General features: G+C 65.8%; 22 protein-coding genes. 12 read left to right on the top strand and 10 right to left on the bottom strand.

Annotation, left to right across the window (positions count from 1 at the left end):
• Positions 1-262 precede the first annotated feature (262 nt).
• Positions 263-2,140: a DUF3300 domain-containing protein gene (locus VM621_RS05310; RefSeq protein ID WP_325467936.1), complete on the bottom strand. Its 1,878-nt coding sequence runs from the start codon at positions 2,138-2,140 to the stop codon at positions 263-265.
• A 608-nt stretch (positions 2,141-2,748) separates the two neighbouring features.
• Here VM621_RS05310 and VM621_RS05305 point away from each other — a divergent pair.
• From VM621_RS05305 to VM621_RS05285, 5 genes are all read left to right on the top strand, one after another.
• Complete coding sequence (locus VM621_RS05305) at positions 2,749-5,358, top strand: TonB-dependent receptor (RefSeq protein ID WP_414674493.1); 2,610 nt, start codon at positions 2,749-2,751, stop codon at positions 5,356-5,358.
• A complete protein-coding gene (locus tag VM621_RS05300) occupies positions 5,358-7,985 on the top strand; it encodes a beta-mannosidase (RefSeq protein WP_325467935.1) in 2,628 nt (875 codons plus the stop codon). Before VM621_RS05305 ends, VM621_RS05300 begins: the two co-directional genes overlap by 1 nt.
• A 53-nt stretch (positions 7,986-8,038) precedes the next feature.
• Positions 8,039-9,418 (top strand): glycoside hydrolase family 125 protein, encoded by a 1,380-nt coding sequence (locus tag VM621_RS05295; protein WP_325467938.1) that lies wholly within the window; start codon positions 8,039-8,041, stop codon positions 9,416-9,418.
• Between the two features lie 25 nt (positions 9,419-9,443).
• On the top strand, positions 9,444-11,876 hold the full coding sequence (locus VM621_RS05290; protein WP_325467934.1) for a GH92 family glycosyl hydrolase: 2,433 nt from the start codon (positions 9,444-9,446) through the stop codon (positions 11,874-11,876).
• Positions 11,877-11,950: 74 nt separating this feature from the next.
• Positions 11,951-12,394 (top strand): hypothetical protein, encoded by a 444-nt coding sequence (locus tag VM621_RS05285; protein ID WP_325467933.1) that lies wholly within the window; start codon positions 11,951-11,953, stop codon positions 12,392-12,394.
• Here the strand turns inward: VM621_RS05285 and VM621_RS05280 are convergent.
• Positions 12,369-12,578: a hypothetical protein gene (locus tag VM621_RS05280; RefSeq protein WP_325467932.1), complete on the bottom strand. Its 210-nt coding sequence runs from the start codon at positions 12,576-12,578 to the stop codon at positions 12,369-12,371. The genes VM621_RS05285 and VM621_RS05280 overlap by 26 nt on opposite strands.
• A 153-nt stretch (positions 12,579-12,731) precedes the next feature.
• Between VM621_RS05280 and VM621_RS05275 the strand changes: the two genes are divergently transcribed.
• The 3 genes from VM621_RS05275 (at position 12,732) to VM621_RS05265 (ending at position 15,322) form a co-directional block, all read left to right on the top strand.
• A complete protein-coding gene (locus VM621_RS05275) occupies positions 12,732-13,019 on the top strand; it encodes a hypothetical protein (protein ID WP_325467931.1) in 288 nt (95 codons plus the stop codon).
• A gap of 63 nt (positions 13,020-13,082) precedes the next feature.
• The gene (locus VM621_RS05270) at positions 13,083-13,967 is read left to right on the top strand and encodes a PAS domain-containing protein (protein ID WP_325467930.1); all 885 of its coding nucleotides are present in this window, start codon (positions 13,083-13,085) and stop codon (positions 13,965-13,967) included.
• Between the two features lie 101 nt (positions 13,968-14,068).
• The gene (locus VM621_RS05265) at positions 14,069-15,322 is read left to right on the top strand and encodes a hypothetical protein (protein ID WP_325467929.1); all 1,254 of its coding nucleotides are present in this window, start codon (positions 14,069-14,071) and stop codon (positions 15,320-15,322) included.
• Here the strand turns inward: VM621_RS05265 and VM621_RS05260 are convergent.
• From VM621_RS05260 to crcB, 3 genes are read right to left on the bottom strand one after another with little or no spacing between them, the layout of a single operon-like run.
• Positions 15,251-16,687, bottom strand: a complete 1,437-nt coding sequence (locus VM621_RS05260) for an MFS transporter (protein ID WP_325467928.1) — start codon at positions 16,685-16,687, stop codon at positions 15,251-15,253. The genes VM621_RS05265 and VM621_RS05260 overlap by 72 nt on opposite strands.
• Before the next feature lie 35 nt (positions 16,688-16,722).
• Positions 16,723-17,847, bottom strand: coding sequence for a cyclopropane fatty acyl phospholipid synthase (cfa, locus tag VM621_RS05255; protein ID WP_325467927.1), 1,125 nt, complete (start codon positions 17,845-17,847; stop codon positions 16,723-16,725).
• Positions 17,848-17,894: 47 nt separating this feature from the next.
• Positions 17,895-18,284, bottom strand: coding sequence for a fluoride efflux transporter CrcB (gene crcB, locus VM621_RS05250; protein ID WP_325467937.1), 390 nt, complete (start codon positions 18,282-18,284; stop codon positions 17,895-17,897).
• Between the two features lie 90 nt (positions 18,285-18,374).
• Here crcB and VM621_RS05245 point away from each other — a divergent pair, with 90 nt between their 5' ends.
• Complete coding sequence (locus VM621_RS05245) at positions 18,375-19,646, top strand: multidrug effflux MFS transporter (RefSeq protein ID WP_325467926.1); 1,272 nt, start codon at positions 18,375-18,377, stop codon at positions 19,644-19,646.
• Between the two features lie 14 nt (positions 19,647-19,660).
• On the opposite strand, the gene VM621_RS05240 is transcribed toward VM621_RS05245, so the two are convergent.
• From VM621_RS05240 to VM621_RS05220, 5 genes are read right to left on the bottom strand one after another with little or no spacing between them, the layout of a single operon-like run.
• Positions 19,661-20,140 (bottom strand): hypothetical protein, encoded by a 480-nt coding sequence (locus tag VM621_RS05240; protein WP_325467925.1) that lies wholly within the window; start codon positions 20,138-20,140, stop codon positions 19,661-19,663.
• Complete coding sequence (gene minE, locus VM621_RS05235) at positions 20,137-20,406, bottom strand: cell division topological specificity factor MinE (RefSeq protein ID WP_159892935.1); 270 nt, start codon at positions 20,404-20,406, stop codon at positions 20,137-20,139. The genes VM621_RS05240 and minE overlap by 4 nt, the downstream gene beginning before the upstream one ends.
• A gap of 2 nt (positions 20,407-20,408) precedes the next feature.
• Positions 20,409-21,221 (bottom strand): septum site-determining protein MinD, encoded by an 813-nt coding sequence (gene minD, locus VM621_RS05230; RefSeq protein ID WP_325467924.1) that lies wholly within the window; start codon positions 21,219-21,221, stop codon positions 20,409-20,411.
• A 34-nt stretch (positions 21,222-21,255) separates the two neighbouring features.
• Complete coding sequence (gene minC, locus VM621_RS05225) at positions 21,256-22,029, bottom strand: septum site-determining protein MinC (protein WP_325467923.1); 774 nt, start codon at positions 22,027-22,029, stop codon at positions 21,256-21,258.
• Positions 22,026-22,622, bottom strand: coding sequence for a GNAT family N-acetyltransferase (locus VM621_RS05220; RefSeq protein WP_325467922.1), 597 nt, complete (start codon positions 22,620-22,622; stop codon positions 22,026-22,028). Before VM621_RS05220 ends, minC begins: the two co-directional genes overlap by 4 nt.
• Positions 22,623-22,825: 203 nt before the next feature.
• Between VM621_RS05220 and VM621_RS05215 the strand changes: the two genes are divergently transcribed.
• The 3 genes from VM621_RS05215 to VM621_RS05205 all read left to right on the top strand — a co-directional run bounded on the left by VM621_RS05215 (position 22,826) and on the right by VM621_RS05205 (position 26,327).
• Entirely contained in the window at positions 22,826-24,094 is a 1,269-nt protein-coding gene (locus tag VM621_RS05215; protein WP_325467921.1) for a sensor histidine kinase, read from the top strand.
• Complete coding sequence (locus VM621_RS05210) at positions 24,091-24,732, top strand: response regulator (protein WP_107912726.1); 642 nt, start codon at positions 24,091-24,093, stop codon at positions 24,730-24,732. The genes VM621_RS05215 and VM621_RS05210 overlap by 4 nt, the downstream gene beginning before the upstream one ends.
• A gap of 227 nt (positions 24,733-24,959) precedes the next feature.
• Positions 24,960-26,327, top strand: coding sequence for a polyketide cyclase (locus tag VM621_RS05205; RefSeq protein ID WP_325467920.1), 1,368 nt, complete (start codon positions 24,960-24,962; stop codon positions 26,325-26,327).
• Positions 26,328-26,644: the final 317 nt, after the last annotated feature.

Raw genomic sequence — 26,644 nt, 5'->3', positions numbered from 1 at the left:
CTTCGGTGCCCACCCTCGAGGCGAGTTCCGCACAAGTGAGCGGCCGCAGGCCATATAAGACACGCCGCGAAGCGGCCTTCCGCACCGAACGCGGAGGACCTGTCTGAGCAGCGAGGGTGGGCACCGAAGGCTCTGCGCCGCCACGTCCGAGCCCGCCGCCACGTCCGAGTCCGCCGCCGCGGCATCAGCCGCTGAGACCAAGCACTCGCGAAGCGAGTGAACCGGCTGAAGCGGCTCCCACCGTTCCGACAGCCTCGCCGCTTTAGTGATCGTCGTGCTTGTCGTGGTCGTGTTTTGCGGCGGGAGCGGGCTTGGGCTCGGGCGCGTGGTTCTCGTGCTGGGGCGCCTGGCGCGGCGGTGGAGCGGGGCGCTGTGGTTCGCGCGGGGCCTCCTGACGCTGCGGCTGCGGGCGTGGTTGTTCCACATGCTGCGGCGCCTCGTGCTGCGGCGCCGGGCGCTCCTGTACGGGCTGACGCTCGAACTGCGGCGGTCGCTGTGGCTGCGCCACCGGCTGCGGTCGAGGCGTTGCCGCGGCACGTTGCTGCGCTTCCGCACGCGAACGCTCGGCCGCCTGTTCCCGCGCATTGGCCTGTTCCCGCGCATTGGCCTGTTGCTGCGCCTGGGCCGCTTGTTGCTGCCGTGAATCGCCGTGGGCGGGCTGGGCGTTCTGCGGCGGACGAGCGTCCTGGCGCGCGGCTTGTGCGGCTTGCGCGGCACGTTGCTGTTCGCGTGGATCCACGTGGGGTATCTGGCCGCCCACCTGCTGGTGTGGATCGAATCGCGTCGGCTCGTTGTGGGTGACGTTCTGGACAGAGGGGTTCTGCCCGGGGCGGAGTGCCTGCGCAGCATTCGCGTTGCGTGCTTGGACGGGGTCGCCGGGACGCTGGCCGAATGCCGCCCCGCGTCCGTCCGGACGCTGCCCTTCGGCGTGCTGCGCCTGTGCCTGTGCCTGCGGTGGCGGCAGCGCGGGACGCGCGTTGGGTGCGGTCGGGCGAGTCATCCCGGCAGTGAAGTTCGGCCGCTGCATGTGTGCGTAATCGGGTTGCGCGGGGCGAGGCGCGGCGGCGACCGGCGCGCCCTGTCCGCGGTTGTCGATGTTGTTGTTATTGAAGTCGTGGCGATTATCGATGTGGTTCGAGCGATCGATATTGACTGTGCGGTTGATGTTGACCGTGCGGTTGATCACCGTCGTGCGGTTCACCGTGTAGGGATGGTTGTCGTAGACGATCGCGGGACGGCCGTCATGCGGGCCGCCCGGACGACCGCCACCCCATGAGGTGTTCCACGAATTCCAGCCCCAGCGGGGCGGCTCCCGATGCCCGTGCGAGGCGAACAGCTCGCCCACCAGCACGCCGGCGCCGAAGGAGATCAATCCGGTGGCGACGAGGTCGCCGCGATCGCGCGGTTCCTCGTACCAGCCTCGCGAATAGACACGTGTGACGATCGGCTCGCCGTAGACGACGTCCGGATCGTAGTTGGGCACGTAGACCACGTCGGACTCGGCAGGCTCGATGACGATCGTCTGTGCGGGCGCGGCGACGACGCCGTTATCGTCGGCGACGGTCTCGTCGCCGGAGGGGCCACGGGACTCGACCTGGACCACCTGCTGCGCCGAGTTCTGCAGGTTGCCGTGGGCGCGGGCCCGGCCACGCATGACCTGGATGGCGTTCATGACGTCGGTGGGCTCACTGGCATAAGCGGCACCCAGCGCGGCCGTCCATTCGGTGTTGTTGGCGAGCTGGTCGAGCACGGCGGGGAAGGCGACCAACGACTTGACGCTTGGATCCCAGGGCTGGCCGTCGGCGGCGTCGATGAGTGCGCTGCCGGTGAGATTGCGGTTCTGCTCCAGGAAATCACGGGCCGCGCCGACATCGTCGGGATGGGTCGACGCCGCGAGCGTTTGCGCGACAAGACGATCCGGGAAGAGGGCGATCGGCGCCACCAGGGCGAACAGTTGTTCGGCGGTGGGTGGCTGGTAAGCCGCTTGCTGTGCTGGCGCGGGCGCAGCTGCCGATGTTGCCGCGACCGGCGCGGGCGCATCGTCGGGGGCCTGGCGCTGGCAGCCGGCAAGGGCACCGATGAGTGCTACGGACAGGACGGACATCATCGAGACGTCCGGTGCGAATCGCTTGATCGCCATAGGTTCCTTTGCGCGTGCGTTGGCCTTCGTGCGTTCAGCTTCTGCGAAAACAGGTGACTGATGGCTGTCTGAAACGGCATTCCGCAAGGACTTGCCGATGTTGTTCATCATCCCGTTGGGATGGGAAACGCTTCTTTTTTGCGCTGCGGTGCAGCAAAGGGGCGCTCGAACGGACCCTGCACGCCTCCTTCTCTGGGCGACGCACGAAAATTCGATTCAGGACGGTCGGTTACGCGTAGCCGTCGATTGTCTTTCCCTGGCATGGATCGATCCAAATCGGCCATGAGAATTTCCGCACTGCAGTATTTTCATGATTTCACTAACGCATTTATAAACAATACTTTGCGTCCATTTGTCCGACTTTAGATCGAGTTAAAAAATCGGTTGACAACGTTGTCAGTCGACCCTAAAAATCCGCCTCGTAACAAGGTTGCAACAGCAACGCGCTGCGGTCCCCCCACAGCGGCAGGGCAAGCGACACACAGCAATGGGAACGGTCGACGAACGCAGGCGAAAGCTTGCGCGGTGTCGTTCGTCCCGAAAAAAACCATTCTCGTCCCCAGGAGATAGCAGTGAATTACCGGATCAGCGCCCTTTCCATGGCCATCATGGCCGGGCTGTTCGCCACCGGCACCGCCATGGCGCAGGACGCCGGCGCGACGCCCCCGCCCGCCACGACCACCAAGAAAGCTGAGCCGACCCAGGCGCCGGCCACCGATGCCGATGCGCAGAACGCGGCGAACCTCGCCGGCGTGACCGTTACCGGTATCCGCGCGAGCCTGCAGAAGTCGCTCGACCTCAAGCGCAATTCGGACTCCATCATCGAGGCCATCTCGGCGGAAGACGTGGGCAAGTTCCCGGACCGCAACGTGGCCGAATCGCTGTCGCACCTTCCGGGCATCAGCGTCGACCGTAATTTCGGCGAGGGCGACAAGGTCAGCATCCTCGGCACCGATCCGGCGCTGAATCGCCTGTTGCTCAATGGCCAGACCCTGGCCTCGACGAACTGGACCTCGGATCCGAACAACCCGGACAGCCGTTCGTTCGACTACAGCCTGCTCACCTCGGAAATCATCGGCAACGCCCAGGTCTACAAGACCCCGCAGGCGAACATCGATGAGGGCAGCATCGGCGGTACCGTCATCGTCAACACGCGTAAGCCGCTCGACCTGAAGGCAAACACGCTGACCGGCAACGTGAGCTACGGCTATAACGACCGTGCCGATACCGGCAAGCCGAATGCCTCCATGCTCTACAGCTGGAAGAACAACGACTCCACCTTCGGCGTGCTCGGCTCGGTCATGCATTCCGATCGTGTCATCGACCGCCAGGGCACCGAGGTCTTCGGCTACCAGCGCGCGAACGATCCGACCGACACCGATCCCAACCACCAGTTCAACCCGAACGTCGTCGCCCCGGGCACCAAGGGCGTGTACCCGACGGCGATCAACACCGCGTGGTTCCAGCAGCAGCGCAAGCGCGACGGCGTGTCGACCGACCTGCAGTGGAAGCCGAACGATGCGTTCGAGCTGAACTTCACCGGCCTGTACGTCACCGAGAAGTTCGACAACTTCAACCAGAGCCATTACGGCGACTGGTCGGGCAGCGCGCCCGATGCCACTGCCCTCAATTTCCAGAACGGCATTGGCACGAGCGGCTCGTACGGCCCCGGTGCGGCAACGTACCTCGACGGTTACGAGCGTAAATCCAAGGTCAACACCGGCACGGCGCAGCTGCGCGCCGACTGGTACGGCGACGGCTGGTCGGCGACGAGCCAGGTCGGCTACACCGGCTCCACGGGTGGTTCCGAAGGCATCTGGAACGCGCAGTTCCAGGGTTTCGGCGGCTACAACTGGAACCTCGACGGCCAGCATCCGCAGATCAACTTCAACAGCCCGGACAACCCGGCGGCGATGCTCGCTCACGGTGCGGGCTTCAGCTATGCACCGAGCTACGATCGCGAGCGTTACTTCCAGACCGACTTCCGCCACGACGTCACCTGGGGTCCGCTGAACCAGATCGAGGTCGGCATCAAGGCGACCAATCATCTCAACGGCCAGGACGCCTACGCGGCGCGCATTCCGTCGCCGGACGGCAGCGGTGTCTCGCTGGCCGACCTGGACGGCGGCGGCACCCCGGGTGGCTACCTCGGCGGCCTCGACGGCACGGGCAGCATGGCCAACTGGACGACGATCAGTCGGGGTGGCCTGCGCGACTACGTCGACAGCCTGGTCACCAGCGCGCCGCTCGATCCGAAGGCCACGTACAGCATCGCCGAGCAGAATCGCGCGTTCTACATCCAGGGCGACTTCTCGGGCGATTCCTATCGCGGCAACCTCGGCGTCCGTTACTACCGCACACGGGACACGGTGAACGGCTATAACAGCGTCGGTCCCGACCAGTACGCGCCGGTGAACAAGCGCAGCACGTATCACGACTGGCTGCCGTCGTTCAACATCGCCTATGACCCGATCGAAGACGTGACCCTGCGTTTCGCCGCGGCACAGACGATGGCCCGCCCGCGCTACCAGGAGATGACGCCGTACATCGCGCTGGACGATCGCACGCTGACCGGCTCGGGTGGCAACACCGATCTCAAGCCGTACAAGTCGACCAACTACGACGCTTCGGCCGAGTGGTATTTCTCGGAAAACAGCGTGCTGTCCGCGGAGTTCTTCTTCCGTCGCATCTCCGGTTACATCCTCAACACCAACGTCAAGCAGACGCACTACAACCTGACCAACCTGCGTGACGACGTGTACGACATGGAGATCCCGGTGAACGCCGGCGTGGCCAAGGTCAAGGGCGTGTCGCTGACCTACCAGCAGAACTTCAAGTACGGTTTCGGCATGCTGGCCAACTACACGTACTCCGATGCCAGCACGAGCAACGACTTCCCGCTGCCGTACAACTCGAAGAACGCCTTCAACCTCAGCCCGTACTATGAGAAGGGCCCGTGGGACGCACGCGTGACCTATAGCTGGCGTTCGGCGTACTTCACCCAGATCGCGCAGCTGCAGTCGGCGCAGATCACCGGTATCTTCCGTGAGCTCGATGCTTCGATCGGCTACCAGGTGAACGACCACATGCGCATCTCGCTGGATGGCACCAACCTGCTCGACGAAACGTACTACGTGTACAACAACACGCCCGCCGAGCCGCTCAACGCGTACAAGAACGGCCGCACGTACACGCTGACGCTGGGCTTCAAGCTGTGATGCGCCGCGCGTCGCTGGCGGTGGTGGCCTGGCTCGTCGCCAGCGTCGCCACGGCGGCCACGCCGGCGGAGAGGGACCTCTCCGCCGGCTGGCGGTTCCGCCTCGCCCCCGGGGCGGTGCCAGCGATCGCGCAGAAGGCCCCGACGGACTGGCAGCCGGCCATCGTGCCGGGTGCCGTCCAGACGGACCTGCTCGCCCTGGGACGGATCGGCGATCCGTTCTGGCGTGACAACGAAGCCGGTCTCCAATGGATCGGCCTCGCCGACTGGGACTACCGGTTGTCGTTCGACATCGACGCGGCCGCGCTCAAGCGTGGCCACGTCGATCTCGTTTTCGAAGGCCTCGACACCTTTGCCGAGGTCAGCCTCAACGGCAAGAAGCTGCTCGCCGCGGACAACATGTTCCGCCGCTGGCGCCTGCCGGTGAAGGACGCGCTCCATGCCGGTAGCAATACGCTGCTGGTGCATTTCCAGTCACCCATCGCCCGCCTGCAGCCCTGGCTGTTGAAGCAGCCTTATGCGCTGCCGGGTGAATTCGATTCCTCCTTTGGCGACGAGCCGAAGGGCAAGCAGACCTCCAACTACGTCCGCAAGGCCAATTACCACTACGGCTGGGACTGGGGTCCGCGTTACCTCGCCGCCGGCATCTGGCGTCCCGTGCGGCTGGAGAGCTGGGACGACCTGCGCCTGGCCGATTTCCATCTCGCCCAGGCCAGGGTGGACGAAGCCAACGCACATGTGGATGCGCAGTTCGATCTGCGCGCCGACAAGGCCGGCCCGGTCAAGGTCGCCGTCACGTGGACGGCGCCCGACGGCACGCACGGCGCGCAGGAGCGCGACGTGACGCTGGCCGCGGGCGAGAACCATGTCGCCGTCCCCATCGATATCGAGCGTCCGCAGCGGTGGTGGCCGGTCGGTTATGGCGATCCGAACCTTTATCGCTTCCATGCCACGGTGAGCGCCAAGGGCGCGAGCGTGGCCGAGGTCGATCGCGAAACGGGTCTTCGCAGCGTCGAACTGCGCCGCGAGAAGGACCCGTGGGGCAGGGGCTTCGCCTTCGTGGTCAACGGCGTGCCGATCTTCGCCAAGGGCGCCAACCTCATCCCGTTCGACAGCTTCCCCGCGCGCGTGACAACCGAACGGATGGAGGCCATCCTGCACTCGGCGCGCGACGCCAACATGAACATGCTGCGCATGTGGGGCGGCGGTACCTACCAGGACGATGCGTTCTACGCCGCGGCCGACCGCATGGGCCTGATGATCTGGCAGGACTTCATGTTCGGCGGTGCGATCACGCCCTACGATCCCGCCTTCCGCGAAAGCTCGCGCATCGAAGCCGTGGAACAGGTGACACGCCTGCGCGACCATCCGTCCATCGTGCTCTGGGCGGGTAACAACGAAGTGCAGACCGGATGGGAGTCGTGGCCGGATCGTGAGGACTTCCGCAAGTTCATCAATGCCGACGAAGTACGTCGCCTCGACGAGGGTATGCGCGAATTGTTCGGCAAGACGCTGCGTCGGGTCGTTGGCGACCTGTCGCCACAAACGCCGTACTGGGCCAGTTCGCCGAGCACCGACTTCGACGGCGAGGCCAACGTCGAGAACGACGGCGACTTCCATTACTGGAAGGTCTGGTCCGGCTCCGAGCCGATCTCCCATTACCTCGACGTGACGCCGCGCTTCCAGTCCGAGTACGGCCTGCAGTCCTTCCCGGTGATGGAGACGATCAAGGCCTTCGCCGAGGCCGGCGACATGCAGCCGGAATCGAAGGTGATGCGCGCCCACCAGAAATTCGCCAACGGCGATGGCAATCAGCGTCTGTTGCTGTACATCCGCCAGGAATACGGCGAACCGAAGGATTTCCCGTCCTTCGTGTACCTAAGCCAGGTGATGCAGGCCGAAGGCATCGAGCTGGCGGCCGAACACCTGCGCAGTGCCCGTCCACGCAACATGGGCTCGCTGTACTGGCAGCTCAACGACGTCTGGCCGGGCGCCTCCTGGGCGAGCGTCGACTATTTCAATCGCTGGAAGGCCCTGCAGTTCCATGCGAAGCGCTTCTACGCGCCGGTGGACGTGGTGCCCCTGCGCCGCGACGGCAAGACCGAGGTGTTCGCCGTCTCCGACCGCACGGCGGACTTCGACGCGACCCTTCGCACACGTGTCTACGACATGGGAGGAAAGCTGCTTTCCGAACAAAGCCGTGCCGTGAAAGCCGCCGCGCTGACCAGTACGAGCGTGCAGCACGTGGACGATGCCGCCCTGCTCAAAGGGGCCGATCCTCGGCATACCGTCGTCGCCTTCGATCTGGTCGAGCAGGGCAAGACCGTTGCCCATCACCTGTTGTACTTCGCTGCGGCACGCGACCTGGCACTGCCCCAGCCGGAACTCGGCACGACGCTCCGCGACAGCGGTCACGGTATCGTGCTCACGGTCGGCGCAAAGCGCCTCGCACGGGCGGTATGGATCGACACCGGCGACCTCGATGTTCGCCTGTCCGACAACGCCTTCGACCTGCTGCCCGGCGAGAGCGTCGATATCGCGATCGACGGCAAGGTCGACATCGATACGCTTCGCCATGCTTTATCGGTACGCTCATTGGTCGATGCCCTGAAGGAGGGTCAACGGTGAACCCCAGTCGTCGCAACCTCATCAAGTGGCTTTCGCTGGTCCCGGGCGTCGCCATGGCCGGTGGCATCGGCGCGAACGCCTTCGCGGCGCCGCGTTTTCCCGGCAAGCGTCCGCCCGTCGGCCAGCGCAAGTTCACCAGCGAAGCCGTGGAAGCATTGATTGCCTCCACGAAGAAGAAGATCGCCGATCCCGAGCTGGCGTGGCTGTTCGAGAACTGCTTTCCGAACACGCTCGACACGACGGTGGAGATCGGCCGGCTGGACGGCTACGAGGACACCTTCGTCGTCACCGGCGACATCGATGCGATGTGGCTGCGCGATTCCTCCGCCCAGGTCTGGCCCTATCTGCCGCTGACGCCGAAGGACGAAGCGCTGCGCAAGCTGTTTCGTGGCCTGATCCGTCGCCAGGCGCGCTGCATCGCCATCGACCCGTATGCGAACGCCTTCCTGCCGGACCCCAAGGGCAAGAGCAAGCTGGATTGGGCGCAGGCCGACCAGACCGATATGCATCCGGGCGTGGCCGAGCGCAAATGGGAGATCGATTCGCTCTGCTATCCGGTCCGCCTTGCGCACGGCTACTGGCAGACCACGGGCGATCGTGAGCCCTTCGACGATACCTGGCGCGCCGCCACGCGACTCATCCTGCGCACCTTCCGCGAACAGCAGCGCAAGGACGGTCCGGGCCCATACCACTTCCAGCGGCAGTCGCCCAATCCCACCGAAAGCCAGTTCCTGCATGGCTACGGTCAGCCGACGCGTCCGGTCGGCATGATCCACCAGATGTTCCGTCCCTCGGACGATGCGACCGTGTACCCGTTCAATATCCCGGGCAACCTGTTCGCCGTCGTGACCCTGCGCCGCCTCGCCCAGATGCATGCCAGTTTCTATGGCGACCAGGTGTTCGCCGACGAGTGCCACGCGCTGGCCGACGAGATCGCCGCCGCGGTCGAACAGTACGGCGTGGTCAAGGATCCGCAGGGCGACTACTGGGCTTACGAAGTCGACGGCTACGGCAACCAGTTGTTCATGGACGATGCCAACGTCCCCAGCCTGCTGGCCCTGCCTTACCTGGAAAGCGCCGCTCACGATGCGCGCTACCAGCGCACGCGCGATCGCGTATGGAGCGCGCACAATCCGTATTTCTTCAAGGGCAGCGCCGCCGAAGGCGTCGGTGGACCGCACGAAGGCCTGCGCATGATCTGGCCGATGTCGATCATGATGAAGGCCTTCACCACGGACGATGTGGCCGAACAACGCCAGTGCCTGCACTGGCTGAAGACCACGCACGCCGGCACCGGTTTCATGCACGAGGCGTTCGATCAGGACGATCCGAAACAGTTCACCCGCGTGTGGTTCGCGTGGGCCAATACCTTGTTCGGCGAACTGGTGGTCCACCTCGCCGACAAGCACCCCGATTCCCTGCGCCGCGTCTGACGCGACGCCAGAACTGGAGCGATTCATGGTTACCCGTCGACGTTTTCTGCAAGGGATGGCCGCTGTATCGGCCGTTGGTCAGCTTGGTTCCCTCACCGCGCTGGCCGGTGGCGTCCACAAAGGCCTGAACGCGCCACCCGCCAGCGGCGGCACCGCTGGGGAGGGCGTCTTGCGTTACGTCGACGTCTTCGTCGGTTCGGGCGGCCACGGTCACACCTATCCCGGTGCGACGCGGCCGTTCGGCATGGTCCAGCTCAGCCCGGACACGAACAATGCGGAGTGGGACGGCTCGTCCGGATACCACCAGGGCGACGGCTCGATCATGGGCTTCTCGCATACGCACCTGTCCGGAACGGGCGCGGCGGACATGCTCGACTTCCTCGTCATGCCGGCGATGGGCGCGGTTCGACTGCAACCGGGCGACCGCGATTTCGACGGCGTGAACTACGTCTCGCGTTTCGACGCCAAGCACAAGGGCGGGCAGAAGCCGGAGAAAGGCTTCCGCACGCACGTCAAGGGCTATCGCTCGCATTACACGGGCGAGCAGGCGCATCCGGGCTATTACCGGGTGAAGCTCACCGACCACGATATCCTTGCCGAGCTTACCGCGACCCTGCGCGCCGGCATGCATCGCTACACCTTCGCCAAGGACGGCGGTGCCCACCTGCTGCTCGATCTGGCGCATGGTTACCAGGACAACATCGAAACGCCCACCCGCCTGAGCGACGTGGAACTCACCCTGATCGGCAACGATACCGTCGTGGGCGGTCGCCGCGTCTACCAGTGGGCCGCAGGGCGGGTGATCTACTTCGCGATGAAGCTGTCCCGGCCGATCGCCAGCGCCACGCTGTACAGCGACGACAAGGCACAGCCGGCCGGCACGGCCACGGTCAAGGGCAACCAGTTGAAGGCGGCCCTGCATTTCGACAAGGCGTCGAGCGAGCCGCTACTGGTGAAGGTCGGTATCTCCGGCGTCGATATCGACGGCGCCATGCGCAACCTGGACAACGAGATTCCCGGCTGGGACTTCGACGGCATCCGCGCCTCGGCCGAGGCCGAGTGGGAGCGCGAACTCTCGCGAATCCGCATCGAGTCCTCGTCGGACAAGATCAAGCGTACGTTCTACAGCTCGCTGTACCACACGATGCTGGCGCCGACGGTGTTCAGCGACTTCGACGGTCGCTACCGCGGCATGGACAAGGCCGTGCACACGCTGCCGGAAGGCCGGCACAACTACAGCACGTATTCGCTGTGGGACACCTATCGCGCCGAGCATCCTCTGTTCACGCTGTACCAGCCCGAGCGTGTTCCCGATCTTGTCGATGGCCTGGTGCGTCTCGCCGTGGAAAGCCCCAGCGGCGCGCCGGTATGGCCGCTGCAGGGGATCGAGACGGTGTGCATGATCGGCTACCACTGTGCGCCGGTGATCGCCGAGGTGCAGGCCAAGGGTTTTACCGGCATCGACTACGCCAAGGCGTGGCCCGTGTTGCGTCGTCGTGCGCTGCAGGACGATTACTTCGGCCTGCCGGCTTTCCGTGCTAAGGGCTATATCGCCAGCGACAAAGAAGGCGAGGCGGCCAGCAAGACCCTCGAATACGCCTACGATGCCTGGGCCGTGGCGCACGTGGCCGAGGCGCTCGGGCACGCGGACGACGCGGCGCTCCTGCGGACGCAGTCGCAGAATTACCGCAACGTGTTCGACAAGGACACGCAGTTCGTCCGCCCGCGCGCGGACGACGGCAGCTGGCTGCTGCCCTTCGATCCGATCGCGATCGGCCATTCGAAACGCTGGCGTGACTTCACCGAATCCAACGCCTGGCAGGCGACCTTCCTCAACCAGCACGACGTCTACAACTACATGACGCTTTTCGGTGGCGAAGCGGCCTTCGAGGCCAAGCTCGACGGCCTGTTCAACGCGGATCCGGCGCTGCCGGACAATGCGCCGCCGGATATCGCGGGCATGGTCGGCCAGTACGCGTTCGGTAACGAACCGGGGCACCACATGCCCTATCTCTATGCCTATGCGGGGGCGCACCACAAGACACAGGCGCGCGTGCGCATGCTGCTGGAGTCCATGTACCTGCCCGAACCCGATGGCCTCCCCGGCAACGAGGATTGCGGCCAGATGAGCGCCTGGTACGTGATCAGTGCCATGGGCCTGTATGCGGTCGATCCGGTGAGCACGAACTATGTCTTCGGCAGCCCCTTGCTCGATCGCGCCGAGGTCCAGGTGGGCGGTGGCCGCACGCTGGTGATCGAGGCCAAGGACAACGGTCCGGGTCGGCCGTACATCCAGTCGGTCAGCTGGAACGGCCAGCCATGGACGAAGAGCTGGATCGGTCACAAGGAGCTGGTCGCCGGTGGCACGCTGAGCTTCGTGATGGGCGATATGCCGAACGAGGCCTTCGGCAAGGCCAAGGCCGATCGGCCGCCGTCGTTCGGATCGGCGGCAGGCTAGCGTTCACGGCGGGTAGACCACGCAGGCTCCAACCTTCCCCAGCCGGGAGCATCCGGCTGGGGAAGGGGAGTCATATGTCGTACGCCGGACGGATGTATTTCCGAATGTTCTCGCCGGGCCTGATGGTCCTCGGCGCGGGCGCGCTTGCGGCGGCGGCGATGAAGGCGGTCCAGCAGGTCCCGGGCCGGCTCGGCATCCTCTCCCTCTATTCGGACCTGCCGGGATGGATCATGGCCGGGTCGGTCACGCTTGCGCTGTGCTGGGTGACCGTGCAGGCCGTGCGAGTGAAGCTGTGGGACCGTGGGGCGATCACCAGCTGCTACGTCTGCGGTTGCATCCTGGGCACCGCCCGCGCGCCTCGTCGCGGGCTGGGCATGACCCGGCATTGCCTGGGGTGCGGCAAGGTGCACGGCGTAAACCATCGGCTGGCATCGGTGGTGGTGCCGCTGGCCGTGGCGGTCTCCGCCGTCACCGACAACGCGACCGCGCCGGTCAGGCGCGTACGTTCGTCACTGTAAGACGGTGGCCCACGCGTTCGAGCAGCGCGCGCAGCGCTTCCGCATCCGCCAGGCTGGCACCGTCCTCGAGTGACAGCCAGAGGGTGTCGCCGGAAAGTCCGTGGATTTTCTCGTTGAATTCGATTTCGATGGCGACCTTGCCACCGGGATGGACAACCGATACCGCGAAGTTACGTGCCTGCACGCCCTGTATCCCCTGATGAACCTGCTCTTGGATGGGGCCATGTTACCCACCCGCGACGAAAAGTGGTGTCCGTGTCCGGTGATGCGTGATCGACGGCACGTTCACCCCGGCCCCACGCGGGTTTGGGGCTAATCGGGCCACGAGGAGGACACCATGCTGCAACAACTGAATCCGCCGCTGCCGATGAACACCCCCAAGGGCGAGGGCTTCGCCCACTTCCTGATCGACTACGGTCCCGAGTCGGACCTGTACTGGACGGTGTTCATCACCGAAACCGGTGAGATCTGGACGTTCGCCAACCGGGAGGTCCGCGCCTCCAAGAACATCACCCTGGGGCGCACCTCGCCGTCGGTTCCCCGCCAGGCTGCCCCGGCCAGGCGCCAGGCCAGCGAGGCCCGCGAGCCGGGGGTGGTTCCGTTCGCCGTCGCCGACGGTGTCTGAAGCTAAAGCCCAGGCTGACTCCGGCCGATAACCCGGTTCGAATCAGCAGTACGGGACGCGACGATGGGTATGTTCGGATGGGTGCGCGGCCGCGGCGGCGCACGCACGGAGCGCGCGATCATCGCCGCGCTCTCGCGCAGCCAGTCGGTCGTCGAGTTCGGTCTGGACGGTGTCGTCCGCTCGGTCAACGAGCGCTTCCTGGCGGCCCTGGGTTGCCGCGCCGAAGCCGTGGTCGGCCAGCCGCACAGCCGGTTCTTCCCCGTTGACGATGCGGAGCACCTGTGGCGAGCCCTGACCCGGGGCGAACAGGTCTCGGGCACGTATCGCGTTCTTGGCGCCTCCGGGCGCGACGTGTGGTTCCAGGCGGTCTACATTCCGCTCGCCGGCCGCGGAGGACGGGTTTCGTCGGTGCTGCTGTATGCCTGCGACATCTCCGACGAGCGCGCCGCGGTCGTCACGCGCGAGCAGCGTGCCGAGGTGGTCGATCGCACCCAGGGCGTTGTCGAGTTTTCACTCGACGGGATGATTCTGGACGCCAACGACGTGTTCCTCGGCGTCACCGGTTATCGGCTCGACGAGATCGTCGGCAAGCATCACAGCATCTTCGTCGACCAGGACGAAAGCCGCTCGGATGCCTACATCGGGTTCTGGCGACGCTTGCGATCCGGCCTTCACGAAGCGGGGTTGTATCGACGGCTGGCCAAGGGCCAGGTCGTGGTCTGGATCCAGGCCACGTACAACCCGATCTTCGATGCCAACGGCCGGCCGGTGAAGATCGTCAAGTACGCCGCGCAGATGACCGCCGAGGCGCTGGCCGTCGCGCCGGTCACGAACGAGGTTGCCGACGTGCTAGACCTGATCGACGGCGCGTCGCTGCGCGCCGGCGACCTGGCGATGGATGCGGCCATCGATGCCGCTTTCGCCGAACAGCGGGGTGCTCCCCGATAAGGCATAGGCCGTGTGGCGATCTATCTGGTTGCCGCGGCCGATGTCACATTTCTCCTGCAGGGTGCGCCATTCCGGCGTTGCAACCCGCCACAGGGGGCGGTATGGACACGAGCGACGACGAGCGGTTACCCGCGATCGTGATGGCGCGCGGGCCGACCGCGCTGGGCATGCTTCGCAGCCTCCACATGGCGGGTATCCCGGCGTATGTGGCCTGTCCGCCTGGCGATATCGTCACCGCTTCACGCTGGTACCGGCCCACGCCCGGACCCTTGCCATGGGACGGGCGCCCGGGCGATCAGGGGCTTGCCGCCCTGCGCGCCATGCCCCTGGCGAAGGCGGTGATCGTCGCCGGTGCGGACGACGCGGCCCTCTGGCTTGCGGACCTGCCGTCCACGGATGTCGGCAACCGGTTTCTGGTCAGTACCTCGAGCCGCGACGCACAGGCGTTGCTGCAGGACAAGTCGGTCTTTGCCGGCTACCTCGCGGCGGCACGCATTCCCCATCCGCGGACCTATCGGATCGCCGGTCTGGAAGACATCGACGGCATTCCCTTCGCCTCGATGGACCGTGTCTTCGTCAAGCCGGTGAATTCGCAGCGCTTCAGCGACGTGACCGGGGTGAAGGGCCTCTGGGTCGATCGGCCGGATGCCCTGCGCGAGACGTGGCAGCGCCTGCATGCGCAGGGCTTCGACGTGATGGCGCAGGAGTACGTTCCCGGCGCGGCCAGCGAGCATTTTTTCGTCGACGGTTTTCGCGACCGCAACGGTGGCTATGCCGGCATTCGCGCGCGGCGGCGGCTGCGCATGTCGCCGCCGGATTTCGGCAACAGTTCGTGTTGTCATTCCGTGCCGCTGGCGATCCTTCCCGAGGCTGTCGTCCACCTGCGTCGCCTGCTCGATGGTCTCGACTATCGAGGCATCTTCAGTGCCGAGTTCAAGCGCGATCCGCGCGATGGTGTCTTCCGCATCATCGAAGTGAACACGCGTGCGTGGACTTACGTGGAGTTCGCCGCCCACTGCGGGATGAATGTGTGCGAGATGGCCTGGCAGGATGCGCAGGGACTGCCGGTGACACCGGCGTCCCGTGAGGATCCGGAGGGCATGGCCTGTGTCGACCTCTACCACGATATTCCCACCGTACTCGCCCTGAGAAAGCGCCAGCGCCTGCCGTGGCTGTCGGTACTCGGCCAATGGGCAAGGGCGCACCTGCATGTCTTTCGTTGGGACGACCCCAGGCCCGCGCTCTCCTTCGTTCGCGGCATCGTGCGCAAGCGATTCCTGCGTTCAGTCGGCGCGTCCGAGCGGAGCGGCGATGTCCTCCAGGGAGCGTCGTTCGGCCGCGATCCCGAGGCCTAGCGCGGCAGCCGCACCGAGCAGCATCAGCCCGGCGCCGAACGCATAGCCCCAGCCGATCGCCGAACGCTCGCCGGTGCCGACCAGCGAGCCGAACAGCCACGGCCCGACGACACCACCCAATGCCGTGCCGAAGGCATAGAACAGGGCGATCGCCAGCGCGCGCAGCTCCAGCGGGAAGCTCTCGCTCACCGTGAGGTACGCGGAACTCGCCGCCGCCGATGCGAAGAAGAACACGACGCTCCAGGCAACGGTCTGCGCGCGCGCGTCGAGCATGCCGTGGACGAACAGCCAGGCCGTTGCAAACAGCAGCAGGCCCGACATGGCGTAGGTGATCGCGATCATCGGCTTGCGACCGACCGAGTCGAACAGCCGTCCCAGCAACAGCGGACCGAGGAAGTTGCCGGCGGCGAAAGGCAGCAGATAGAGGCCGACGTCGGCGTCGGCGACACCGTAGAAGCGTCCGAGCACCAGCGCATACGTGAAGAAGATCGCGTTGTAGAAGAAGGCCTGGGTGGCCATGAGCACCAGGCCGAGCACGGTGCGTTTCGGGTAATCGCGGAACAGGGTCGTGGCGACGGCGCCCAGGGTCAGTTTGCGCGGGCGCAGGCGTAACCTCGGCAGTGGCTCGCTGGGGGGTGGAACGCCCAGGCGCCGTTCGATCTGGGCGACCACGGCCTCGGCTTCGTCGACGCGCCCATGCAGCATCAGCCAGCGTGGACTTTCCGGCACCCAGTGGCGAAGCACGAGCACGCCGAGGCCGAGCACGGCACCGAGGCCGAAGGTCAGCCGCCAACCGAGCTCGGCCGACACCCAGCCGCCGTCGAGCAGGGCAACCGCACCTAGCGCGCCCATCGCCGCGCCCACCCAGAAGCTCCCGTTGATCACCAGGTCGGTGTGCCCGCGGTAGCGGGCCGGTATCAGCTCCTGGATCGCCGAGTTGATCGCCGCGTATTCGCCACCGATCCCGGCGCCGGTCAGCATGCGGAAGACGACGAAGGTGATGAAGTCCGGCGAGAACGCCGTCGCCGCGGTGGCGACCAGGTACAGGCCGAGCGTGATGGTGAAGAGTTTCTTGCGGCCCAGGCGATCGGTGAGCCAGCCGAAGAACAGCGCCCCCGCCACCGCGCCGACCAGGTACAGGCTGCCGGCCAGCCCCACCTGCCAATCCGTCAGATGCAGCACCGGGCTGGACTTCAGCGCGCCGGCGATGGAGCCGGTGATGGTGACTTCCAGGCCGTCGAGAATCCAGGTGATGCCGAGCGCCACCGCGACGAGCGTGTGGAAACGCCCCCAGGTCAGCCGATCCAGCCGCGCCGGTACATCGGTCTCGACAACGCCTTCGCCAGGCCTTGCGTGATCGTTCATGCCCCGACCGTACGGGGCGCGAAGTCGTCGCGGCGTCAGCGAGGCACGCGGAGGCCGCCCGCCACACCTCGTGGCGAAAGCGTCAGCTGCCAGAGCTGGTCGCGCCGGCTACGGAAGACGCCCGCCGAGCAACCGAGGTAGAACTGCCACATGCGGCGAAACCGCTCGTCGTAGCGTCCGGCCAGGCGTGGCCATGCCTCGTTGAAGTTGGCCAGCCAGGCGGTGAGCGTGCGGTCGTAGTCGGTGCCGAAGTTGTGCCAGTCCTCGACGACGAACAGGCCCTCCAGCGCGGCCGCCACCTGGCTCATCGCCGGGATCACCGAGTTGGGGAAGATGTACTTCTCGATCCATGGATCGGGACGGCCGGGCTGCTCGTTACTGCCGATCGTGTGCAGCACGGCCAGTCCGTCCGGGCGCAGGCAGCGCTGCGCCACCTCGAACCACGTGCGGTAGTTCTTTCCGCCCACGTGCTCGAACATGCCCACCGAGAGGATGGCGTCGAAGGATTCGGCGAGGTCACGGTAGTCCTGCAGGCGGATCTCGATCGGCAGGCCCTGGCACAGCTGGCGTGCGTATTCGGCCTGCTCCTTTGAAATCGTCACGCCGACGCCGCTCACGCCATAGCGCTCCGCGGCGAACTTCAGCGCCTCGCCCCAGCCGCAGCCGATGTCGAGCAGCCGCTGCCCCGGCCGCAGGTCCAGCTTGCGACAGATGAGGTCGAGCTTGGCTTCCTGCGCGTCGTCCAGGTTGTTCGCGTCGGCCCAGTAGCCGCAGGAATAGACCATGCGCTTGCCGAGCATGGCTTCGAAGAGGTCGTTGCCCAGGTCGTAGTGCTGTCGCCCCACGTCCCAGGCGTGCTCGCCCCGCTGAAGGTTGAGGAAGCGGGCCTTGAGATGGGCGACAAGGGTATCCAGCGTGCGCAGCGAGTCGTCCACATGGGAGCCGAGGACGCGGGCGAAGAAGGCGGGCAGGTCGCCTACGTCCCACCAGCCTTCCATGTAAGCCTCGCCCAGGCCGAGCGACCCGTGGGCGAATACGCGGGGGTAGGTGCGGTCGTCGTGCACGACGAGGTCGGTGGGCCGGTTACCGCCGAGGGTGATGCCGGCCTGTTCCAGCAGGGCCTGTGCCCGTGCCTTGAGAGACGAAGAATCGTGGCTCATCGATGGGATTCCTGGTGATCCTCTCGCCGCCCCGCGCGGCGTGGCGCTCAAAAGTGCTTCAGTACTCCACGTGTGATGAAAAGGCCGGCGATCGTCATGACGATGGAGCCGACCAGATGCGACCCGACATGCGCGGCGAACCAGCCGTACTGCTCGCGAAGGAGCAGCCCGGTGGTCTCCGCCGAGAAGGTCGAGAAGGTAGTGAGGCCGCCGAGGAAGCCCGTGGCGACCAGCAGTCGCGCCTCCACGGGCAGCGTGCTGAAATGATCGAACACCCCCAGGGCGACACCCATGAGCAGTCCGCCGACGAGATTCGCGGCGAGGGTGCCGAGCGGCAGGTTGGGGAACAGCGGGTTGAACATGACCGCCAGCCACCAGCGCAGCCAGCAACCGAGCACCCCGCCCACACCGACAGCAAGAAAACCGGTGTAACCCACGGCAACTCCAGCGTAGTTCGATGGCACGATTATGGCCCGAAACCTTGCCGCTATACTCGCAGGGTCCCCCCGCCACCGCCTTGAAGGTCCATGACCTCCGCGACGACCCGCGACCCGCGGCGTTACCTGCCGTTCCTGCTTGCGGCCCTGTCCATGATCGGGCCGTTTTCGATCGACGCCATTTTCCCGGGCTTTCCGGATATCGGGCGCGACTTCGGTGTGGGCGAGGTCGCCCTGCAGCAGCTGCTCAGCGTGTACCTGCTGGCTTATGCGGTGATGAGCCTGTTCCATGGCGCGTTGTCGGACGCTTATGGACGCAAGCCGGTCATCGTGATCGGCATGGCCATCTACGCGGTGGCTTCGGTGGGTGCGGCCATGGCGCCGAGCTTCGCCTTCCTGCTCGGCTGCCGCATCGTGCAGGGCATGTGCGGCGGTGCCGGTATCGTCATCGGCCGTGCCGTCGTGCGCGACACCATGCAGGGTGAAGAGGCCCAGCGAATGATGTCGAAGGTGATGATGATCTTCGGCGTGGCGCCGGCTGTCGCTCCGATCATCGGCGCGTGGTTGCTGGGCATCGATGGCTGGCGAGGCATCTTCTGGGCACTGGCGGCTTTCACCGTGGCGCTGACGATCGCCGTGGCGCGCCTGCTGGTCGAGTCGCATCCGCAGGAAAAACGCACCGTGTTCCGCCCCCGGCCGCTGCTCCGGGGCTACCTGACGATCCTGCGCGACCTGCCGTTCTGGCCCCTGGCGCTCGCGAGTTCGATCAATTTCGCCGGCCTGTTCCTCTATATCGCCTCGGCGCCGCAGTTGATCCGCGACCTGCTGCACCTAGGCGCCGACGGCTTTCCCTGGCTGTTCGTTCCGGTGGTCAGTGGCATGGTCTTCGGTGCCTTCGTCTCCGGCCGCGCGGCGGGGCGGGCGAGCGCGGCGCGCACGGTGAATTGGGGCTACGCGGCCATGCTCTCGTCGTGTGCCCTGAACCTGGTCCTGGCGTTGGCCCTGGATCACCCGCGGGTTCCGTGGTCCACCTTGCCGCTGGCGCTCTATGGCTGCGGCGTCCAGTTGGCCTTCCCGACCCTGACCCTGCTCCTGCTCGACCGCTTCCCCGAACAACGCGGTGGCGTCTCTTCGGTGCAGGCTTTCGGCAGCCTGCTCTTCACGGCGGTGGTCGCGGGCGTGCTCTCGCCGGCGCTGTCCGGCAGCATGCTCACGCTTGCCCTCGGCACCACCGGTATGTGCCTGGTCGGGCTGGGCGCCTGGCTGACCTACGCCACGCTCGAGCGCCGGCGCCTCGCCCGCACGCAGGCCGCCGCGGCCTCGAGCGTCGTCTCGCAGATCGAACGCAACGAGCCGGGGTAGGCTCGGCTCGGCCTTCAGCCCGTGGGAAGCCCGCGTTCACGCAGGAACGCTTGTGCTTCAGGCGCATCCTGTTCGAACCACGCGCGGGTGGAGCCGAGGCGGTAGGTGTAACCCCAGCGATCCATGTCTTCCATCAGACGGGCGGAGCCCACCGACGGCAACTGCCCGGCGAGGACGATCTGCAGGTAACAGGTGGCGTCTTCTTCCTCGATGGAATCCGTGGCGTCCGTGTGGACCAGCGCGCGCCGCTCCGCGGGTAAGACGATGAGGTGGCAGGCCTCGTGGAGCAGCGAATGCACCGGCGTATCGGCGCGGGCGTAGACCGTCGTGCCGATGATGCCGGCTTCGGTATCGCCCCAGAAGCTGCCGGGAATGGCGTGGCCATTCGCGACCTCGACAAGCGTGAGGCCGTAGTGGGCGAGCAGGGCGCGCGGTTCCTCGAAGCCGATGGCGCCGACGCGGAGAACCGCGTCGGCGGGATCGGGCGCGGTCATGCCGAGGTGGCGGGCTTGCCGTCGGGCAGGGCGACCGAGAGTTCGAGGACTTCGTGGCCGCTGTCGCGATCGAGCGTGACGTTCACGGCGTCGACGTCGACGTTGACGTACTTGCGGATGACTTCGAGCAGCTCGTTACGCAGGAGCGGCAGGTAGTCGGGGCCGCCGCGCGTCGAGCGCTCCTGGGCCACGATGATGCGCAGGCGTTCCTTGGCCACGCCCGCGCTCGCTTCGGGTTTGCGCTTCAGGAAATCGAGAATACCCATGCTCAACCTCCGAAGACGCGCTTGAGGAAGCCCTTCTTGACCGGCTCGACGAAACGCAGCGGAAGCTCACGACCGAGGATGCGGGCGACCGTATCCTTGTAGGCGAGACCGGCGTTGGAATCGTCGTTGAGAATCACCGGTACGCCGGCGTTGGATGCCGCGAGTACGTTCTCCGATTCCGGAATCACGCCGACGACGTTGATGCCGAGAATGTCCTCGACGTCCTTCACGCTGAGCATTTCGCCGGCTTCGACGCGATTGGGGTTGTAACGGGTCAGCAGCAGGTGCTGCTTGATCGGCGTCTCGCCCTTTTCGGCGCGGCGCGTCTTGCTGGCGAGCAGGCCGAGGATGCGGTCGGAGTCGCGCACGGAGGAGACTTCCGGGTTGACCACGACGACGGCGTGGTCGGCGAAGTACATCGCCAGATGCGCGCCTTTCTCGATACCGGCCGGCGAATCGCAGACGACGTAGTCGAAGCCTTCCTTGGTCAGCTCGTCGAGGACCTTCTCCACGCCTTCCTGGGTGAGCGCATCCTTGTCGCGCGTCTGCGACGCGGCGAGCACGAACAGGGTCTCGTGGCGCTTGTCCTTGATGAGGGCCTGCTTGAGCGTGGCTTCGCCGTGTACGACGTTGACGAAGTCATACACCACGCGCCGCTCGCAGCCCATGATCAGGTCGAGGTTGCGCAGGCCGACGTCGAAATCGATGACGGCGACTTTCTTGCCTTCCAGGGCGAGACCGGTGGCGAGGGAGGCGCTGGTGGTGGTCTTGCCAACTCCACCCTTGCCGGAGGTGACGACGATAATTTCTGTCAAGAGATGTCTCCGCGAATAAGCGTGGGACCGCGCGTCACAGGCGCGCGATCATGAGTTTTCCATTATCGAGCCAGCATTGCACGGCCTGGCCCTCGAATTCCTTGGGCATGTCTTCGAACACGCGGTAATGCCCGGCAATCGCGACCAGTTCGGCGCGGAAGTCGGAGCAGAAGATGCGTGCGGATTCGTCGCCCTGCGCGCCGGCCATGGCGCGGCCGCGAAGGCTGCCGTAGATGTGGATCGAGCCATCGGCGATCACTTCCGCCCCATTGGCTACCGCGGCGGTGACGACCAGATCGCGGTCGCGCGCGTAAATCTGCTGGCCGGAGCGCACGGCGCTGCCCGTGTGGTGCTGGGCGGTGGTGGCGCTGCCTGGCTCGACGTCCTGGTCGATCGTGGTCATGGCGGCGACCGGCTCGCTGCGTACGGACGCACCGCCGCCCGGCGTGGCGGTGGCCTGGCCCGGCTCGTACTGTGCGCGGAACTTGGCGATCAACGGCAGGTTCATTCGCTCGGCAAGCGCTTCGGTTTCCGGCGTGCCATAGGCGATGCCGACGGGCAGCATGCCGGCGCTGCGAATGGCTTCGAGCAGTGCGTCGACCATGCCGTCGTCGGGCAGTTTTGGCAGGTGCGACAGATCGAGCACGACCGCGGCGCGGGCGAACATCTGCGGCGCCGAGCGCACGCGACGTTCCAGTTCCTCGACCAGGGCGGCGGCATCCACGCGGCGAAGGCGTACGCAGGCGATACCGACCTGGCCGAAACGCAGGTCGCAGGCGGCTTCGAGGGGTTCGGCGCGGGCGTTCATGCGCTCACCTTGTGGCCGTCGATCGGGCGTTGCCGCTCGCTGAGCCATGCCACGGGGGGCAGGCCGTCCTGTTCGATATAGCGCTCGCGCACGAACGGGAAGCTCGGCAGCTCGCGCGCCAGCAGGCTCACCTTCGGGCCGGTGGCGCCCATCTTCTGCTGGCCGACTTCCTGGAAGCCCATGGTGCCGTGGAACAGCACGGTCTGGTCGTTGCGTGGTTCGAGAAAAACTTCGCAGGTCAAAAGCGGCACACGTACCTCGGCATAACTCTGTACATCGCAATAAAAGATGCGGCCCAGCCCATGGCCGCGCGATTCGGACGCGATCACGATGCGATCGATGTACACGAAGCTTTCGTAATGGGCCTGGAACCAGCGGAAATTCGGGCTGCTGTATTCGGCGTCCGGACGCATGGCGATAAGGAAACCGAGGATGCGGCCATCCTGTTCGGCGACGCGAAAGTAATGCGCGATCTCGTACAGGTGGCGCAGGCGGCTGCGGTCCGTGGCGAGGATGCCGGTGCCTGCCTCGTTATTGAGTGCCAGCACGGCATCCAGGTCGTGCTCGCGCACGTCGCGGATGGCAAGGGCCATTCGTTGCTCCGCTAGAGGTTCTGGAATGATGAGTTCAAAACGGGCGACCCCCGGGCCGCCGAATGCGCGGCATTATGGCACGTCGGCCACCCCGGTGGCGCGCCATCGCGCATGTAAAACCGTTGTAAAGCCGAAGCTTGCCGATGGCCCAAGCGTGACTTCTATCAGGTGGTGGCGGCGCCGCGAAGCCCTATGATGCGGCCATGTCGAAGGTTCAGTTCAATAATGTCCGCCTCCTGAAGTACGCCACGTACTTCGTCTTCCTGTGCGTGGGACTGCCGCTCTCCATGCAGCGGGCGGGCGGTGGGCCGGGCTTCATCGGCGACATGGCCCTGCTTGGCTGGACGGCGAGCTACCTGGTGTTCGGCCTGGTGTACTGGCTCCTGACGCGAAATCTCGGCCTTCGCGTGGACGGCTTCACACGCATCGCGGTGCTCCTGATCCTTACCGGCACGGCGTTGGCGGTCGGCGTGTTCAGTAAGAGCGGTGTCGCCGCCCTGTTGCTGATCATCGTGGCGACGGTGGTTCCCTGGCTGGTCACCTTGCCGATCGGCATCGCCTGGATGGTGCTTGCGCACCTGCTGCTGATCCCGGTGTTCCTTGAGATTCCGTTCACCCTGGTCGCCTCGACAATGCAGGCCTGCCTCTATTTCGGGTTCTCCGCGCTGGTCTTCATCGCCTCGATGGTGGCGAGCCAGCAGGCGGACGAGCGCGAGGAGTTGCGACAACTCAATTCCGAGCTTCGAGCCACCCGCGCCCTGCTCGCCGAATCCACGCGTATCGCCGAGCGCATGCGTATCGCGCGCGACCTGCACGATCTGGTCGGTCATCACCTCACGGCGCTCAGCCTGAATCTCGAGGTGGCCAGCCACCTCACCAACGACACGGCCCGGGAACACGTCCTCAAGGCGCAACGCACGGCCAAGCAACTGCTGGCCGACGTACGCGAGGTCGTGAGCGAACTGCGCCAGGACGATGCCATCGACCTGACCCAGGCGGTGCGCAGCCTGATCGAAGGCGTGCCGGGCTTGCAGGTCCAGTTGAGCGTGCCGCCTCGCTTCGGCGTGGAGGATCCGCGCCGGGCGCAGATGCTCCTGCGCTGCGTGCAGGAGATCCTGACCAATACCGTGCGCCACGCGCATGCCCGGCACCTCTGGTTGACCTTCCGTCATAGCGGGCCCGACGAACTCTGTCTCGAGGCTCGCGACGACGGCCGCGGCGATGGCAGCGGGGCCGTCCGCCCGGGCAACGGACTCAACGGCATGCGCGAGCGCCTGGCCGAGTTCGGCGGCACGGTGGATTTCCGCACCGGCCCGGAGGGAGGCTTCGCCCTGACCGCGCGCCTTCCGCTGGGCGAGGAACCCACCCTGGCCCATACCCCGGCGCGACCCGCGCTGGATCGGAGTCCGGGCGACGATCCGGACCTCCCACCCCATGCCACAATTCCGTTTCCTTCCGAGGGTCATCCATGATCTCCGTCTGTCTCGTTGACGATCAGAACCTGGTTCGCCAGGGCATTCGCTCTCTGCTCGACCTCGCCGGGGATATCCGCGTGGTGGCCGAATGCGCGGACGGCGCCCAGGCGGTGCAGACCATTCCGCAGATCCGCCCCGACGTGGTCCTGCTCGACCTGCGCATGCCCAACATGAGCGGCCTGGACGTGCTCCAGACCCTCGGTGGCCGCAACGAGCTGCCGCCGACCATCATCCTGACCACCTTCGACGACGACCAGCTCGTGCTGGCCGGGCTCAAGGCCGGCGCGCGCGGTTACCTGCTCAAGGACGTTTCGCTCGACCAGCTGGTCGAGGCCGTGCGCACGGTCGCCGCGGGCGGCTCGCTGGTCGCCCCGATGGTCACCCAGCGGCTGCTGGCGGGGGTGGGGCGCATCCAGAACCAGTTTTCGAGCCTGGAACAGCCCGATCCGCTCACCGAGCGCGAAACCGAAATCCTGCGCCTGCTTTCGGGCGGCTACAGCAACAAGGAAATCGCCAATTCGCTCCGTGTGGCCGAGGGAACGGTGAAAAACCACGTCTCCAACATCCTGTCCAAGCTGGGCGTGCGGGACCGCACGCGCGCCGTTCTGAAGGCTTTGGAGCTGGGTATCGTCTGACCTGGCGCTGACCGGGGGCCGCCGCCCGGTCAACGCGGCCGAAAACCGCCTTGTGCCGGCTTGCGAAAAAGGGCAGGGCACCCAATGGCGTTCCCCGCCGCGAGCAAGTACCATCGGCTCTTTCGGCGCGGGCGAACCCCTGCCACGGGCCGATTCTTCAGGGGTGAGCGTATGGCGTCCATGGCTGTGCGTAGAGCCCGTTCGTAAGACGTTCGGAGAACCGTGGAATGACGCGTCTGTTAGAATTTATTGTCGCCCTCGTCATCGTCGCCGTACTCGGTGTCGTGGTCGGCGTCGCTATGCCCTCAACAGGACATGTTGAGCGCGAAATGCTGATCAGCAAGGATCTGCGTCAGGTTTACGACGTTTTCAGCAACTTCCGTCGCTTCCCTGACTACACCGTGCTGCGCTCCTTCGATTCGAAGGTGCAGTTCGAGCTGTCGGGTAAGGCGTACGGCCCGGGTGCAAAGATTTCCTGGAAGGCTTCCGACCCGAAGGTCGGTGATGGCGCCCTCGAGATCGCCTCTATCGATCCGGGCTTCGCTCAGATCGCCGATGCCGGCAAAGGCACCATTGTCTGGAACCTGGACAACGGCTGGCGCGGTAGCGACAAGAAGTTCACGATCAAGCTGGAGCGCACCGGTCGCAGCCAGAAGCTGGTCAAGGTCAACTGGGCCTACGATGTCTCGTACGGTTTCAACCTGGTCAACCGCTTCTCGAACCTGTACATCCATGGCGATCCGGACGCGCTGATCCAGTTCAGCCTGTCCAACCTGCAGAACCTGATGGCGTCGATTCCCAACATCGACTACAGCAAGATGGTTCCGTCGATCGTCGACCAGCCGGCCAAGCCGATCCTGTTCGTTTCGACCACCGCGCCGCGCACCCTCGACGACGTCGATACCGCGTCGGACAAGGCGATGGGCGAGATCCAGGCGGCCGCCAAGAAGCTTGGTGTGAACATCACCAGCCCGCGCATCACGTTCACCACGAACTGGGGCGACCAGAACTACACCTTCGATGTGGCCGCCGAGATCGACGCCACCACGCTGAAGATCAATGGTCAGGACGTCGAACTCACTGCCGCCCAGCGTCCGTCGCTGGATCCGGCCGAGGCATCGACCGCTGGCGCTCCGGCTGCTGCGGACAACGCCACGCCGGGCAGCAAGGACAAGCTCGGTCGCGTCATCGTCGATGGCAACGTCAAGGCTGTGCTCGCCTTCGGCGGCAAGGCGCTCAAGGCCGATTGGGCCGGCACCGGCGCCGGTCTGCCGCAGACGCGTCAGCAGCTGGAAGCCTACGCTCAGACCCACGGCTACAAGTACGACGACGTGGTGTTCCGCGCTTACGACATCCAGACCAAGGCTCCGACCAACAACCACGGTACGGTCGAGGGTTACGACGAGCAGAAGTTCGAGATCTACCTGCCGCTGCAGGGCGACAACCTCCCGGACCAGACCCCGGAACAGGAAGCCGGCATGAAGCCGCCGGCGCTGGAAGAAGCGGCTCCGGCCGGTTCGTCCTCGGCTCCGGCCGCTGCAGGCACCGCCGCGGCCCCGGCCGAAGCGGCCTCCGCGCCGACGCTCTCGAAGTAATTCCAGCTCGAAGCGGTACCCGAAAGCCCCGCCGGAAACGGCGGGGCTTTTTTTTGGTTCTTCGCGGATTACCGGGGGCGGGCGCTGGGCATGCCGGGCATTCTTTCGCACCTCGCCTAGGGCTCGCCTTCGGCATCGCGGGCTCGGCTGCGCCATCGTTCTCTACACTTGGGCGCTTCGCGGGGAGACCTTGGCGCCCACCCTCGCTGCTCAGACAGGTCCTCCGCGTTCGGTGCGGAAGGCCGCTGCGCGGCCTATGTATCTATATGGCCTACGGCCGCTCACTTGTGCGGAACTCGCCTCGAGGGTGGACGCCA

Source organism: Luteibacter sp., assembly GCF_035539195.1.
Taxonomy (GTDB): Bacteria; Pseudomonadota; Gammaproteobacteria; order Xanthomonadales; family Rhodanobacteraceae; genus Luteibacter.
The sequence above is the reverse complement of the archived record's forward strand: the minus strand, read 5'-3'. Positions and strand labels throughout refer to the sequence as shown.